This window comes from Paraburkholderia sp. BR10923 (genome assembly GCF_040948765.1).
Lineage (GTDB): Bacteria > Pseudomonadota > Gammaproteobacteria > Burkholderiales > Burkholderiaceae > Paraburkholderia > Paraburkholderia youngii.
This window is the reverse complement of sequence record NZ_JBFPKO010000046.1, coordinates 1-15262: the sequence shown is the minus strand read 5'-3', so window position 1 is coordinate 15262 and position 15262 is coordinate 1. Positions and strand designations below refer to the sequence as shown.

Annotated in this window: 15 protein-coding genes and 1 pseudogene; 9 read left to right on the top strand and 7 right to left on the bottom strand. The window is 61.7% G+C overall.

All coding sequences use genetic code 11. The features are described from left to right. The first annotated feature begins 10 nt into the window (after window positions 1-10). The 6 genes from AB3X94_RS38850 (at window position 11) to AB3X94_RS38825 (ending at window position 5973) form a co-directional block, all read left to right on the top strand. Window positions 11-388 carry a RidA family protein gene (locus AB3X94_RS38850; protein ID WP_368614298.1) on the top strand — a complete coding sequence of 126 codons (378 nt, stop codon included), beginning with the start codon at window positions 11-13 and terminating at the stop codon, window positions 386-388. A gap of 75 nt (window positions 389-463) precedes the next feature. Continuing rightward, entirely contained in the window at window positions 464-1465 is a 1002-nt protein-coding gene (locus AB3X94_RS38845) for an amidohydrolase family protein (protein WP_176108464.1), read from the top strand. A gap of 33 nt (window positions 1466-1498) precedes the next feature. Further along, window positions 1499-2737, top strand: a complete 1239-nt coding sequence (locus AB3X94_RS38840) for an aromatic ring-hydroxylating dioxygenase subunit alpha (RefSeq protein WP_176108463.1) — start codon at window positions 1499-1501, stop codon at window positions 2735-2737. An 82-nt stretch (window positions 2738-2819) separates the two neighbouring features. Next, window positions 2820-3803 carry a PDR/VanB family oxidoreductase gene (locus AB3X94_RS38835; RefSeq protein WP_176108462.1) on the top strand — a complete coding sequence of 328 codons (984 nt, stop codon included), beginning with the start codon at window positions 2820-2822 and terminating at the stop codon, window positions 3801-3803. Between the two features lie 54 nt (window positions 3804-3857). Continuing rightward, window positions 3858-4640 carry a crotonase/enoyl-CoA hydratase family protein gene (locus AB3X94_RS38830; RefSeq protein ID WP_176108461.1) on the top strand — a complete coding sequence of 261 codons (783 nt, stop codon included), beginning with the start codon at window positions 3858-3860 and terminating at the stop codon, window positions 4638-4640. 7 nt (window positions 4641-4647) lie between these two features. Next, window positions 4648-5973, top strand: coding sequence for a 3-hydroxyacyl-CoA dehydrogenase (locus AB3X94_RS38825; RefSeq protein ID WP_176108460.1), 1326 nt, complete (start codon window positions 4648-4650; stop codon window positions 5971-5973). A 272-nt stretch (window positions 5974-6245) separates the two neighbouring features. Here the strand turns inward: AB3X94_RS38825 and AB3X94_RS38820 are convergent, their stop codons facing one another. From AB3X94_RS38820 to AB3X94_RS38800, 5 genes are all read right to left on the bottom strand, one after another. Further along, window positions 6246-7406: a porin gene (locus AB3X94_RS38820; RefSeq protein WP_368614297.1), complete on the bottom strand. Its 1161-nt coding sequence runs from the start codon at window positions 7404-7406 to the stop codon at window positions 6246-6248. 512 nt (window positions 7407-7918) lie between these two features. Next, window positions 7919-8641, bottom strand: a complete 723-nt coding sequence (locus AB3X94_RS38815) for a GntR family transcriptional regulator (RefSeq protein ID WP_368614296.1) — start codon at window positions 8639-8641, stop codon at window positions 7919-7921. 156 nt (window positions 8642-8797) lie between these two features. After that, window positions 8798-10183: a spinster family MFS transporter gene (locus AB3X94_RS38810; protein ID WP_368614295.1), complete on the bottom strand. Its 1386-nt coding sequence runs from the start codon at window positions 10181-10183 to the stop codon at window positions 8798-8800. A 374-nt stretch (window positions 10184-10557) separates the two neighbouring features. Continuing rightward, window positions 10558-11232, bottom strand: coding sequence for a response regulator transcription factor (locus AB3X94_RS38805; protein WP_176126026.1), 675 nt, complete (start codon window positions 11230-11232; stop codon window positions 10558-10560). A 496-nt stretch (window positions 11233-11728) separates the two neighbouring features. Further along, window positions 11729-12448 (bottom strand): response regulator transcription factor, encoded by a 720-nt coding sequence (locus tag AB3X94_RS38800; RefSeq protein WP_176377683.1) that lies wholly within the window; start codon window positions 12446-12448, stop codon window positions 11729-11731. A 466-nt stretch (window positions 12449-12914) separates the two neighbouring features. Between AB3X94_RS38800 and AB3X94_RS38795 the strand changes: the two genes are divergently transcribed. The 3 genes from AB3X94_RS38795 to AB3X94_RS38785 all read left to right on the top strand — a co-directional run bounded on the left by AB3X94_RS38795 (window position 12915) and on the right by AB3X94_RS38785 (window position 14611). Next, window positions 12915-13601, top strand: a complete 687-nt coding sequence (locus AB3X94_RS38795; RefSeq protein WP_368614294.1) for an NnrU family protein — start codon at window positions 12915-12917, stop codon at window positions 13599-13601. 153 nt (window positions 13602-13754) lie between these two features. Beyond that, window positions 13755-14099 (top strand): SDR family oxidoreductase, encoded by a 345-nt coding sequence (locus AB3X94_RS38790; protein ID WP_368614293.1) that lies wholly within the window; start codon window positions 13755-13757, stop codon window positions 14097-14099. 47 nt (window positions 14100-14146) lie between these two features. Continuing rightward, window positions 14147-14611, top strand: a complete 465-nt coding sequence (locus AB3X94_RS38785; RefSeq protein ID WP_368614292.1) for a RidA family protein — start codon at window positions 14147-14149, stop codon at window positions 14609-14611. A gap of 65 nt (window positions 14612-14676) precedes the next feature. Here the strand turns inward: AB3X94_RS38785 and AB3X94_RS38780 are convergent, their stop codons facing one another. Further along, window positions 14677-14865, bottom strand: a complete 189-nt coding sequence (locus AB3X94_RS38780) for a copper chaperone (protein WP_217709927.1) — start codon at window positions 14863-14865, stop codon at window positions 14677-14679. Between the two features lie 187 nt (window positions 14866-15052). Then, window positions 15053-15262, bottom strand: a pseudogene (locus AB3X94_RS38775) (EmrA/EmrK family multidrug efflux transporter periplasmic adaptor subunit); the annotation flags it as partial.

Genomic DNA, 15262 nt, shown 5'->3' with positions numbered 1-15262 from the left:
CGGAGGAGACATGCCCCAATCCATCGACGTTCCCGGCCTCGCGCACAAGGTGCCGATCCCGCTCGGTGCGCGCGCCGGCAACCTGCTGTGCTCGTCGGCGATTGCGGGCAAGGATCCCAGCACCGGCAAGCTCGCCGAGACGCCGGCCGATCAGGTTCGCCTCGCCTTCGAAAACCTCAAGCGCTTCCTCGACGCGGGCGGCGCCACGCTGGACCAGGTGGTGAAGCTCGCCGTCTACGTCAAGGACGACTCGGTGCGCGCACACATCGACCCGCACTGGTTGGCCTTCTGGCCCGATGCTGCGCATCGCCCGGCACGCCATGTGACCACGTACGACCTCCAGCACGGCATGGTCATCCAGCTCGAAACCCTTGCGGTAGTCGCTTGAGCGCGACCCAAGCGCGCCGTACCCGAGTCATCGCAGTCTTTTGCTGAACACTCCGAACCCAACTGAGGCTCATCCATGATCATCGATTCCCACGCCCACGTCGTCATGCCCCCGCAAAGTTTCCGCTACATGGCCGAACTGGTCGGTGGACGCGCGAACCCGTCGAGCGCGCCGAATATCCCCGACGAAGCCGTGCGCAAGCAGGCCGAGGAACTCGTGCGCAGCATGGATTCGGTCGGCACCGACATCCAGTTCATTTCGCCGCGCCCCTACCTGCAGATGCACTCAATCAAGCCCGCGCGGGTGACGCAGCTGTGGACGCGCCACTGCAACGACCTGATCAAGCGTTTCGTCGACATGTTCCCTGACCGCTTCCGTGGCGTAGCCGGCCTGCCGCAGTCCATGAACGACTCGCCGGCGGAGCATTGCGTGGCCGAACTCAAGCGCTGTGTGAACGAACTCGGCTTCGTCGGCACGCTGCTGAACCCGGACCCGACCGAAGGCCACGGCCCGGCGCCGGCCGGTCTCGGAGATCCGTTCTGGTACCCCCTCTATGACGCGATGACCGAACTCGACGTGCCGGCGCTGATCCACTCCGCAGGCAGTTGCAATCCGCGCGAGTCGTACACGCTCAAGTTCATCAACGAAGAGAACATCGCCGTGATCTCGCTGCTCGAATCGACGGTGTTCGAGAAGTATCCGAACCTGAAGATCATCGTCGCGCACGGCGGCGGCGCAATCCCCTACCAGATGGGCCGCTTCCGTTCGTGGGCCGCGCGCCGCAACAGCCCGCAAACCTTCGACGAGCAGCTCAGGAAGCTCTACTTCGACACCTGCAACTACTCGAAGGATTCGATCGAGCTGCTGCTGAAGGTGGCCGGCACCGACAACGTGATGTTCGGCACCGAAAAACCGGGCACGGGCAGCGCGCGCGATCCGATCTCGGGCCGTGACTACGACGACATGAAGCCGGTGATCGAAAGCATCGAGTGGCTGACCGACGAGCAGCGCAAGAACATCTTCGAATGCAACTGCACGCGCGTCTACACGCGTGCCTTCCGCCACTACAAGGACTGACGCGCAAACCGCGAAGCCCGCAGAGGAGAGATCATGGCAATGACTCGTGAGGACAATGAGCTGCTGACGCGCGTCGAGAACGGCGCGCCGATGGGCGACATGATCCGCCAGCACTACTGGATTCCGGCCGTGCCGTCGGCGAAGCTCGAAGCCGACGGCGCACCGGTGCTGGTGCGCTTGCTCGGCACGAACTACGTGGCGTTCCGCGCGACTGACGGCCACGTCGGCGTGGTGGACGAACTGTGCCCGCATCGCCGCACGTCGCTGATGATGGCTCGCAACGAGGACAACGGCCTGCGCTGCATCTTCCACGGCTGGAAGATCGATGCGACCGGTGCCGTCGTCGAAGCGCCGAACCAGGTCGGGGATCAGGCGCAGTTCTGCAAGCGCGTGAAGACCGGCCAGTATCGCGTTCAAGAGCGAGGCGGCCTCGTGTGGGTGTGGCTCGGCAAGGGTGACACGTCACCGGTGTTCCCCGAACTGCCGTTCATGGACCTGCCGCCCGAACACCGCTCGGTGACGAGCGTCGAAGTGCCGACCAACTGGGTGCAGGCCGTCGAAGCCTCGATGGATTCGTCGCACGTCGGCGTACTGCACGAATCGACCACGCAGATCACCGCGGGCGGCGGAAACGAACGCATGCTCATGTCGAAGGCGCTCGCGCCGCGCTTCGAGTTCGAAGATCGTCCGTATGGTTATCGCTATGCCGCGCTGCGCGACATGCCTGACGAGAAGGTCTACGCACGCGTGAACAACTTCGTGATGCCGTGGTACGGCATCATCTGCCCGCCTGATGCTAAAGGCCCGACCACGGTGTTCTTCTCGACCCCGGTGGACGACGTGACGCACCGTGCCTGGTTCGTGCAGTACAACCCGCACCGCCCGCTCGGCATGACGATCATGTCGGCCACGCCGGACGTCTGGAATTTCCCGCCACTGCCGCCGGGCACGCGCGAGGAATCGTTCGGCCAGAACCGCGACCTCATGAAGCGCGGCCACGCGACGGGCTTCTACCAGCACCTCGGCACGGAAGACTTCGCGATGTTCCTCGGCCAGGGCGCGATCTACGACCGCACCCAGGAACAGCTGTGCTCGGCCGACGGCGCCGTGCTGCGCGTGCGCGCATTGCTGCTGAAGGCAGCGCGCGAGTTCATGGCCGGCAAGACGCCGACCCTCGCCGAGAGCCCGGAACTCGATTACTCGAAGGCCGTCTCGGTCGGCGGCGTGATTCAGGCCGGCGCCGATTGGCGCTCGCTTGCGGACTCGAAGTAGCACCGCGAAATAAAACCCTGCAGTAAAACCGCGCGGCGTTCCCGCGCGGTGAGACCGATGCAATCTCCACGGAAAGACCACCATGCTCGCGCCTACTCTCAAGCTGCGTGTCGCGTCAGTCAGCGCGCCGACCTCGCTGATCAAGTCCCTCACGCTCGAAGCTGAGGACGATGCGCTGCTGCCCGGCTACGAGCCGGGCGCACACATTCAGGTTGAGATCCCTGCGGCCGATGGCGGCGTCGCGCAATGGCGCTCGTATTCGCTGATCAACACTGATCCGCAAGTCGATACGCGCGCGGGTGTGCGTGCCTACCGCCTCGGCGTCCGGCGCGAGGACGAAGGCCGCGGCGGTTCGCGCTTCATGCACACGCTGCAGGCGGGCGCCACACTCACGGTGCGCGCACCCGTCAACCACTTCCCGCTCGCCGCACCGCCCTCGGTCATCCTGATCGCGGGCGGCATCGGCATTACGCCGATGGCGGCTATGGCGGCGGAACTGAGCAGGCAGAACCGCGACTACTCGCTGCACTTCTCGGGCCGCACGCGCGATGCGCTGCCGTTCGTCGAAGAACTGCGTGCCGTCGCGGGCAAGCGCCTCGTGCTGCACGCCGACGACGACAACGCGACGCGCCTGTCGATCGAGGTGCTGCTCGACGGCGCCGAGGTCAACCAGCCGATCTACGTGTGCGGGCCGTCCGGCATGATCGACGCGGTGCTCGCGGCGGCACGCCAGCGCGGTTGGCACGAGTGCGACCTGCATTACGAACTGTTCAGCGAAGTTGCACCGCAGGACGGCGACAGGACCTTTGAAATCGAACTCAAGTCCTCGGGCAAGGTGCTGACCGTGCCCGCTGACAAGTCGGTGCTCGACACCCTGCTCGATAACGGCGTCGACGTCATGTACGACTGCCGTGCCGGTTACTGCGGTCTGTGCTCGACCCAGGTGGCGAGCGGCGACATCGAGCATCGCGACACCTACCTCTCCGATACGGACAAGGCGGGGGGGAAAGTCATGCAGGTGTGCGTGTCGCGCTGCAAGAGCGAACGCCTCGTGCTCGACCTATGACCTGTCGCCCGGTCATCCTGAACATCACCAGACAAACATCCAACGGAGCGCCGCATGAGCGAAACCCAGGTTACCTATGAACTCGACGGCGCCGTTGCGCTGATCGGGCTGAATCGTCCCGAGAAGCGCAACGCGATCAACGAGGAAGTGATTGCGCAACTGCGTGATGCCGTCAACCGCGCCGGCGACGAAGCCATGTGCGGCGTGATCTACGGCCATGGCGGCAACTTCTCCGCTGGTCTCGACCTGCGCGAGGCGCTGTCGCGCGCCACCGGCCAGACCGCCCCGCCGAAGAAGCGCCGCCGTCATTCGTGGCACGAAGTGTTCGACCTGATCGCGCGCGGCCCTATTCCGTTCGTCGCGGCGCTGCACGGCGCCGTGGTCGGCGGCGGTCTCGAACTGGCGACGGCGGCACACGTGCGCGTCGGCGACAACTCATGCTTCTTCGGGCTTCCCGAAGGCCAGCGCGGCATTTTCGTGGGCGGCGGCGGCACGGTGCGCATCCAGCGTGTGGTCGGCTATACCGTCATGGCCGACATGATGCTGACGGGACGTCTGCTGACCGCCGAGGAAGGCCAGCGCGAGCACATCATCACCTATCTGACGCCGATCGGCGGCGCACTCGACAAAGCCAGGGAAATCGCCGCAAAAATCGCGCAGAACGTGCCCGACACCAACTGGCGCATCACCAACCTGCTGCCGCGCGTGAACGATCTCTCGCATGAGGACGGCCTGTTCCTCGAGTACATGAGCTCGAACATGATGCGTTCTCCCGAAACCGCCGCACGTCTGCAGAGTTTCGTGGACGGAAACGCCAAACTCGTCAAGCCGGAGTAAAGCAACGATGAATGCACCCGCAGAACTCACGCCGCAGGAAGCTGCGGCACTGGCCCATGTGAAGGCCGCCGAAAAGCTCGCCGCGCAAATCCCGGTTGCCGCCGGTGTCAAGCCGCGCGATATCGGGCGCGCAGCCGTGATCGGCGCGGGCACGATGGGCGGCGGTATCGCGATGGCGCTCGTGGCGGCCGGCATCCCGGTCACGCTGATCGACGCGAACGACGAAGGTCTGCAGCGCGGCCTCGCACGCATCAGCGACAACTATAACCAGAGCATCAAGCGCGGCAAGCTGGACGACGCCACGCGCGATGCGCGGCTCGCGCTGATCACGGGCTCGACCGCGATCGCCGACGTCAAGGACGCGGACATCGTCATCGAGGCGGTGTTCGAAGATCTCGGCCTCAAGCAAGGCATCTTCCGCGAACTCGATCGCCACGCGAAGACTGGCGCGATCCTCGCCACCAACACGTCGGGCCTCGACATCAACGAGATCGCGGCTGTCACGACGCGCGCGCAGGACGTGGTGGGCGCGCACTTCTTCAGCCCGGCGCACGTGATGCGTCTGCTCGAGGTCGTGCGCGCCGACAACACCTCCGACGAGGCGGTCGTCACGCTGATGGAACTCGGCCGCCGCATGGGCAAGGTGGCGGTGTACTCGCTCGTGTACCCCGGTTTCATCGGCAATGCGCTGTTCCGCAACTACAATCGCGAAGCCCACTTCCTCGTCGAAGACGGCGCGCTGCCGCACGAAGTCGATGCCGCGCTCAAGGATTTTGGCTATGCGATGGGTATTTTCGCGGTGCACGACATGGCCGGCAACGATGTCGGTTACCAGACGCGCAAGGCACAGATGGCCACGCGTCCGAACGATCGCCGCTGGAACGACCTGATCATGAAACTGGTCGAGATGGGCCGCCTCGGACAGAAGAACGGCAAGGGCTGGTACCGCTATGAAGCGGGCGACCGCACGCCGCATCGCGACCCGGAGATCGAGCAGTACATCGTCGAGGAATCGGCACGCCTGGGTATCACGCGCCGTTCGATCCCCAAGGTAGAGATCATCAAGCGCTGCATGTACGGCATGATCAACGAAGGCGCGAAGCTGCTTGAACAGGGTATCGCGCTGCGCGCGAGCGATATCGACGTCGTGTACGTGACAGGCTACGGCTTCCCAGCCAAGCTCGGCGGCCCTATGTACTACGCCGACCAGATCGGCCTCGCCAATGTCTATCAGGACATCAAGCGCCTGTACGAAGAATACGGCTACTGGTGGAAGCCTGCGCCGCTGCTCGAAAAGCTCGCGGCCGGCAACGGCAGGTTTGCCGATCTCTGATCTCCGCCATCAACCATGCTGCCCGCTTCACGCGGCAGCATGACTCGAATAGAAAGGCCAGACCTCATGTGAATGAGTATCTGGCCTTTCTTTCTTGACGAAGCACAACCCAGGTGTTTCGTTGTTGGCGCGAAAGCTCTCCCAGATGCACAACGAGGCAACCGGGCGTGATCCGGTCTGCAGGACGAGCAAACGCCACGCATAAGCGTGGCGTCCGAGGCATGGCATGCCGGGAAACCCCATGCATACCTGTACGGCTTGTTCCTGACCGGTCAGAACAGGTGACGAATACCGACTTGCACGGCGAGCTGGTTGGCGGTGCTCGAACGCCCGTTCCCAAAGATTGCATTCGTACCGACGCTGGCGCCGTATGACATCGGCGTCGAGATCAGGAAGTTGTCAGCAAATTGGCGACCAGCAAATGCATGCTGGAGGGTGCCGAAGGCATACACGTCCGTACGCTTGGACAACCGATAGTCGGCACCCAAGCTATACAGATTGAATTTGCCGAGCCGACGCTGATCCATATAGGTAAAACCAGCGCCGAACGTCATAAACGGCGAAGCCTCATAGGTTAGGCCTGCTTCATAGCCGCTTGACACAACGGTGCCAAGCGTCCGGCTATTCGCACTCGTGTACGTGTAGACACCGTTCAAGGCGAAACGATCACCGAGACGCACTTGACCAGCCAACGCTGCCGTGTAAATCGCATCGGCCTGTAGGGCGTATTGCGCCATCGTACCTGCGCCCGGTCCACCAGTTGCACCGACGGCACCGCCTTGCGTGCGGGTAAAGCTTGCGGCCAACGAGTACGGCGCCTTCAACGAACCGGTCGGGCTGTACTTCAGGCCAGCACTGAATACGCTTGCGGCACCGTTGAACGTTCCGCCGAGACGTCCCGGCGTATTGCTGAAACCATACATCACGCCAGCACCGAAGCCATGCCAGATCGGCGTTTCATAGCGCACCATGTTGCTGACTGGCTCACCCGCCAGGCGGTCGACGTCATACGAACCGTGGAACGCATACGACGGGGCGAACTGGGCAACGTTCGTGTAGTACGAAATGTAGTCGTAGATGAAGTCGTAGTCGTAACCGGCAATCAGGGTACCGAACCTGTCGCTCGTCAGACCGACAAAAGCGCGGCGGCCGAACAGCGCGCCGCCGTGACTCGCCGTACCGGTATTCAGCGAGAAACCGTTCTCGAGCGTGAAGATTGCCTTCAGACCGCCGCCGAGGTCTTCGACGCCACGCAGACCCCAGCGCGACGCCTGATTGATGCCGTCGTCGAGCTTGAACTGCGAGCTGCCTTTTACGTTGTTCACGTAGGTCAGGCCATTGTCGATAATGCCGTACAGCGTGACGCTGCTTTGTGCATGCACACCTACCGAAGCCAGCGCTGCAATCGCGCCTGCCAATAGTTTCTTCCTCATGTCCACGTCTCCACCTATCTCATTTTTTCAGATCAAACGTAATTTGCTGGTCAGCTTCGCACCGGATCCGAACCATCCCGGTTCCGGTCACCCAACCCCGCCCGCTACACTCGCCAGTGGCTTTAATATTCCACCGACCGATTCGTGGAATACTAATTTGGATTTTGATGCATACCTGTTGCAGCGCGCAAGAATACATTTAGGATATCGACCTATCGTTTTCCCTCACCGGTCATGCGAGCAGACCACGCGGCGCGCAAAGGCTTGCCAGAACTGGGCCTTGGAGGGGATAGCGGGAATGAAGGTGGGAACTGCAGGAATGGGAAGCGTAAATCGCGCGGCGCAGCGATGTATGCGTACAACAGAGTGTAGGTATACCTATTGCGTCTGGCCGTCAGTTCAGTTTGGCAGCCAAAAGAAATGCCCCCAGGGAGCTCAGCTCAAAAAACCAGGGGGCAACGAACGGCAGGGGAGCGGGACTCGACCATCCCGGAAGACGCCAATACGGCGCATCAACGATCGTCGTAAGGCGGTTCCGTTGAGGAAGAACCACCGTCACGCCCAGGCGTGGGCGCACTCGCGAAGTACTCTTCCGGCAAAGTGGCGAGGAACTCCGAAAAGCCCGGCGAGTGCTCGGCCATGGCGGCTTCGGCGGCGGCTTCGTCGCCGGAAAGCAACGCCTGAGCGAGTTTCTGGTGATCGGTGATGGCCTTCTCGCGGCGGCTCGGCGCGAGGAACGGCTTGGGCCGGTAACGCGAGATCAGGCGGCGGATGGAACGAATCTGATCAGCCAGATAATCGTTGTGGCAGGCGTTGCAGAGCACTTCGTGGAATGCCACATTGGCGCGGGCGAAAGCGCGCGGATCGTTTTCCTGCAAGGCGGCGACGCCTTCGTCGATCGCCTTTTGGAGCGCCGCTCGCTGTTGGTCGTTCATTCGCCGCGCGGCGAGGCGGGCCGACACCACCTCAAGCTCGCTGAGCAGTTCAAGCACGTCACGCAGTTGCGGCACCGACATCTTGCTCACGAATACGCCCTGCCGCGGCACGATCTGTACATACCGCTGCGCGGCGAGCTGCTGAAGCGCCTCGCGGATCGGCGTGCGCGAGACATTGAAGCGCGTCGCCAGTGCTCGCTCGTCCAACGTTGCGCCCGGGACCAGCTCACCTCGCTCAATTTCCGCTTCGAGAAGGGCCTTGATTTCAACCGACCGGCTTATTTTTGGGATCTGGCTCATCGAACGAGAATGACAGACATAAAAGGTTTAACAGAAAAAATGAATTCCTATGATACCGCAGAGGTATACCAGACATGGATTTCCCGACTAGCGACAATGGGAAACGGCGCCGTATTTGCATACGGCGCCGTCGGGACAACGCTCGCCAAACAGGTCTTACGAATTCTTCAGATGACGCGTCGCACGGAGGTAATGGAAGGCCGACCAGATTAGCACCACGCTCGCCGTCAGCATCGCGTAGCGCACACCATTGGCCGAGGCGTCATGACATGCCGATGCAAATGGACCCTGCAACACGGCCGCGGCACCATGCGGTCCTTTCGGCACGGTACACACCGCGTGGAAATCACCTTGCGTGAACAGGTGCGATGCGAAACGATCACTGAGAAAACCCACCGTCGGCGTACCGAGGCCCTGGCCGATCAGGTTCATCAGCAGGAACACAATGGCCGACGCGGTAGCACGCATGCGCGGCTCGACGATGCTCTGCACCACCGCGAAGGTCGGGCCGTTCCACACGTTCAGCAGGATCGTGCCCATGAACAGCAGCGCGACGCTCAGCTGCCACTGATCTGCGATGAAGGCTAGTGCCAGCAGCGGGAAACCAAGTCCAGTACCCAGCGCCGGGATTCGCGCATACCAGCGGCGATCGTTGACGCCGACCCGGTCCGCACACACGCCGCCGAGCGTAGTGCCGATGATGCCGCCGACGCCGAGCACCAGACCGAAAATCACGCCGGCCTGGGCAAAGCTCATGCTGTAGACGCGGATGAAATACATCGGGATGAACAGGTTGATACCGTACTGGCCAAACGCACCGATCACCGTGCCGAGCAGCATCTGCACGAAGGCGCGGCTCGAGGTCAGCCGCTTGAACACCACGCTGAGGGGCGGAGCACTGGCGCTGGTGCCGGCTGCGACACCATCGGCGCCGCCGCGCTTGGGCTCACGCAGTGTCAGCCATGCCAGCAGGCCAAACACGAGCCCCGGCAGGCCCACCACAAAGAACACTGGACGCCAGCCCAGATGCTCCACGAGCCAGCCGCCTCCGAACGCGCCGGCCAGCACGCCGATCGGCGGTCCCAGCGCATAGACGGCGAGCGCGCTCGCCCGGCGGCGCGGACCGAACTCGTCGGCGATCAGCGAGTGCGAGGTCGGCGTGCTGCCGGCTTCGCCGATACCCACACCGAGGCGATACAGCATCAGTTGCCAGAAGCTGCCTGCCGTGCCGCAAAGCGCGGTCATCGCCGACCAGGCGACGATCGAGATCGAGATCAGCACGACACGGTTGAATTTGTCAGCCAAACGCGCAATCGGCAGACCAAGCACCGAATAGAAAATCGAAAACGCGAGGCCGCCGAGCAGCCCGACCTGATAATCACTGAGGCCCATGTCCATCTTCACGGCCTGACCAACAACCGCGACGATGATGCGATCGACGAAGCTCGACGCATAGATCAGCACCAGGACCAGCAAAAACCATCCGCGATACCAGCTGCTGCTCGATCTCGTGCCCACATTCTGGGCGATCAGTTCTTCCATATTGCGCGTCTCCACTCGTTCGGGGCTCGGGCGGCCAAGCAGGTCAACTCACCTAACCTCAATATCGAAACCTTCTTGTATGCCACGCTACGCATCGTGGAATTTCAAGTCGATTTTGATGCATAACTGGTGGTCGCGCAATCGGAACATGACCTTGAAGCGTCATCGTTTTCACCTAGCCCAACTTGCGAACGCGTTGCCTTTGGGCAGCCATCACAACGGACCACGCGCTACAGATTGTTTGCTGGTATGGAGCGCCCTCACCGGCAGCAGTCGCGCAGTCCAACATCGGGAGCGTCGCCAGGGAAGCCGGCACCCGGGCCACGCTCACGCTGATTCAGGCCTGAGGCCAAAAACTCACGCGTCGGACTCTGCTACGAATTGGCCGGCTCCGCGGACGGCACCAGGCCGCTTTCCATTCCATAACGCACCAGGTCCGCGTCTCGCTCGATACTCAGTTTGAGCATTGCCGAGCTCTTTTGCGTGCTGATCGTTTTTTTACTGCGACGCAAAAGCTCGCCAATTTCCGTCACAGTCATCCCGGAAACAAACAGGCGTACGACCTCCAGTTCACATCGCGTCAATGGGGCTCCGGCCGTGTTGCCGCGCGCACCCGGGTTGATCGTGTCTGAGATCGCCGCCACGCGCGGCGACAGATAGCGACCATTCGCGTAGGCGGCATGTACCGCGATCGTCAGGTTACTGATCGGATCAGCCTTGCTGAAAATACAGCAGTGGCCTCCCTGCATCAGCAGCCGCACAACCGCCGGATTTTCCATCATGCTCAGCACAACCACCCGCACGTTCGGAGAGTGCTGGCGAATGGCAGCGAAAAGAGCCAGTCCGTCGCCATAACGTCCGCCGGGCATCACGTAGTCCGAGACAACCACGTCACAAGGCGAGTTGGTCAGCGCAGCCATCAGTTCGGTCGAATTTTTCGCCGTGCCAACAACCGAGATCGTGCTGCTTCTTTCGAGTTCGTATCGCACGCCTTCGAGAATCACTGGATGATCGTCTGCGAGTATTACGCGAATTCTTGATGTGGTCATAGTCGACTTCCGTCGCAATGTAATTTGAGGCGTTAGAGACGCCATTAAAGTGAGGGGCGGAATTCAAGTTGCATTTCCACGCTTCTCGTGTCGTGTCCTATTGACAATGAACGGGCAAGACTTTATCTACGCCGCATCGGATCAGTAATAGGCTTAGTCTTATAAGTGAGAAATATCAGAAAATAGGACAGGCGTACGTTCGCGGTCTTGAGCGGTCTGTGTGCGGTCGCGACCGTGTTCCGGCGCAGTGACGGTGACTCAATCCAGATGTTTCGTGCAATGCGTAGTTTTTCGTCCCGATGGCGCATGTAACGCGTGACGACGGACGCGCCTATGCCACTTCGAGAGCCAAGATTCCGGACCTGCACTTGCCACGTATGCGTTCTTCAGTGCGACTATCCGGTCAACGACGGAATGCAAATCCGCAAGAATGCAAGCATCCCGTCACGGCTTTACCTTCTCAATGTTATTTGCAAGGGCGAATCGCTTCCTGCATTTATTCTGTGGAGGAAGAACCGTCCGGCATCTTCTGCGATGAAGTCACCAGCCCATTTTCCATCGCATACCGAAACAGATCGACTTCTCGTTCAATGCCGAGTTTTTCCATCGCCTTTGATTTCTGTGTGCTGATGGTTTTCTTGCTGCGACTCAATTTCTCGGCAATCTCGTTCACAGTCAGCCCGGATGCAAAAAGACGCACAACTTCGGACTCGCGCTGACTCAGCACGTCCGATGAGCCCCTGCCCCGACGGTTCCAGTCGATCGACTGGACTATCTGATTGATCGTTGGCGAATAGTATTTGCCGCCGCTATGGACGGCATGAACGGCGGGGATAAGGTGGGCGCCAGCATCGGATTTGCTGACGATGCACGTTACACCTTGTGTAACGAGCGCACGAATCACCGCCGGGTTGTCGAGCATGGTTAGAACGACGATCTTGATCTCGGGATAGCGACGTTTGATCAGAGAGAACAGCGCGATTCCGTCACCGTAGTCGCCCGCAGGCATTGCGTAATCGGATACGAGAACGTCGCACTGTGTGCTCGTTAGAAGCGCGATCAGCTCAGTCGAATTCCTCGCTGTCCCTACCAGCTGGATTGTCTTCACCTCTGCGAGCTCATGCGAAATACCGCTGAGCATGACGGGGTGGTCATCGGCAAGGATGACCCGAATGGCGAAAGCATCCATATTGTCAATATCATCGAGATAGGACATTTGTATGATAGTCAGCGGCGGGATGTTTGCTCTGCGGGTTTACCTTCACGTTTTGCGATCGTCGGTTTCTTCGCAGCCAAACACCTGAGGCGTTTAATTTATTGCGTGGAAGGTCGCCGCAGTCCATCCTCGTCATCGTTTACTCCCGTATTCGAGTCTAAATCTCCAGCGAGCGCACTTCCCGGCGCCTCAACCAGCGACCTGCCGCGGTGGCCAGGCAGCGCTTGCAGAACATGATCTCTCTGCCTTGCAAAGTTAGCTTCGGCGATCGTTCGATCACCTACTCTCTTTAGCGAGGGGCCGCTCCCGTCCCGTCGACGGGCCATGTAGAGGCTTGTGACCCGAGCCGGATGCCCGCGCGCGGCAATCGAACTCGCGAGACGCCCGCCGCGCTCGTTGCGGCACACGAAGTAGTATTCTCCAGTGCACACGTTCGACCGATCATCTGATTCGAGGAGCCGAGCCCATGGAAAGCACACTTGTCGTGGCGGCATTCGCTTTTGTCGGTAGCCACTTTCTCCTGTCCCATCCGCTGCGGGCCGGTATGGTCCGGGCAATCGGCGAACGGGCCGCCATGGGCGTCTATTCGCTGATCGCGATACTGACGTTCGGATGGATGGTCATGGCTTACGACCGGACGCCCGTCTCCGAGCCGCTATGGCCGGCAGGCAACGTGCTGTGGGCGATTGTGACCGTGGTCATGCTGATCGCATCGATCCTTCTGATGGGCTCGCTGATCCGCAACCCGGCGTTGCCCACCGTTGGCCGGCCCGCCGCTCTTCCCGACGCGGCGCACGGCGTGTACGCGGTGACACGTCACCCGATGATGTGGTCGTTCGCGCTTTGGGGGCTGTGCCATATCGCCGTGCTCCCGGTCACCCGGAACATCGTGCTTGCCGGGGCGATCGTCATTCTCGCGCTGGTCGGTGCCGCGTTGCAGGACCGCAAGAAGCGGCGTCTGCAACCGGATCTGTGGCCCGCATGGGAGTCGCAGACGAGCTATCTGCCGTTCGCGGCGATCGCCGCCGGCCGCGCGCGGCTGGGCGGGTTCGGCATGCACGCGCTGATTGGCGGCGTGGTGTTCTGGCTCGTGGCGACCTGGGCGCATATCCCGCTCTCCGGCTGGCCCGCGGGCATCTGGCGCTGGCTCTAGCCGGCCGATTCCACGAGACTTGTTCTCGTGGCGCAAGACTCTTTGTCCACGGTGTGTGTTCGAATTCGCGGCGGATGCGCCTACAGTGCGCTGCATCGGGTCCATCGATTCGAACGGCCAGCAGGCCGAATCAATCACACTGTGAGACAGACCATGAGCACTTCCAGGGCCGTCATCGTCACCGGCGCCTCGCAAGGCGTCGTCGCTGAAACCATCGAAGCTTTCCGCGCGCAGGGTCATCGCGTCGTCGCCACGGCTCGTTCCATCGCACCGGGCGTCGAGGCCGACGCCGGTATCCGAGCCAACGCGGTGTCGCCCGGCATCATCAAGTCGCCGATGCATCCCGCGGAATCGCTCGCGACGCTCGCCGGGATGCATCCGGTCGGGCGCATGGGCGAGATGAGCGACATCGTCAACGCGATCCTCTATCACGACTCGGCACCGTTCGTGACCGGCGAAATCCTGCATGTCGACGGCGGCCAGAGCGCAGGCCAGTGAATGATCTAGCGCCGCCCGTGCTCGCCACCACACTCAAGGAGCCCATCATGTCCGTCAAACAGAAACTCGCCGAACTCGGTCTCGAACTGCCTACTCCGCCGCAACCGCTGGGCAGCTATACAGCTGTCAGCGAAGCCGGCAACCTGCTCTTCATCTCCGGGCAGGTGCCGCTGTCCGCCGGCAAAATGATTCACACGGGCCGTGTCGGCGAGACCCTGACGCTCGAAGAGGGCCGCAAGGCGGCCCAACTCGCCGCGCTCAACGCGCTCGCGCAGATCTCGCAGCATCTCGGCGGCTTCGAGCGCCTGCATCACATCGTTCGCGTCGAGGGGCACGTCAGTTCCGCCGATGGCTTCTACGATCAGCCCGCCGTGGTCGACGGAGCGTCGGATCTGTTCGCCGCCGTGCTGGGTAACAAGGCGGGACATGCGCGCTCGGCGTTCTCGCATAGCCAGGGGCCCGCCAACGCCGCTGTCGTGATCGTCGTCATTGCTGAGATCCTGCCCGCCTGACCGACGCGTGCGACGCGCGACGCATGCGCTGCCCGCCGACCACATCCGCGCGAGCGTCGTTCATGTCACCACTCCTTGATGGCCACGTCGTAGTCCTCGTCGTAGAACGCGACCAGAAACTCTTCGGGCATCAGCCACGAGTCGACGCTCACGCTTTGCGTGCCAACGTCGACCGCGACTTTCGCGTCGGGGTCCACCGACTTCATTGCATGCTCGATCATCGAAACATCGTCTGCGCGGATTTCGGTTTTCATCGAGAACTTCACGTTTCCCCTCCCCAGTCAGCAACGTTGGATACCGAACGGGACGATGCCTGTCCAGCCGTGGCGTGTCATCAACCAGCCGCTGACCTCGCACCGATCGCACCGTCGAATGACGATGCCGATACTAGCGCCGCCTGCCGTTTCCTGCTCTGTCGCCGCAAGCTCGCCCTGAATCGGATCAACCTGCGTTCGCGTTGCGCTGATGCGTCGCCACACGCTGCAATTGCGGTTGAGGTTGCGCCGCCATCGCGCGCGAGACCATTTCGTTTTGCTTGATGATCCTGTCGATCTCGGCGTCGGCCTTTGCATCGTACCGCGCAAAAACGTCGGTGCTATAGCGCGTGTTCTGCGCTGCGCCCAGCTGCGAACCGGACTCGTCCCGCGTGTC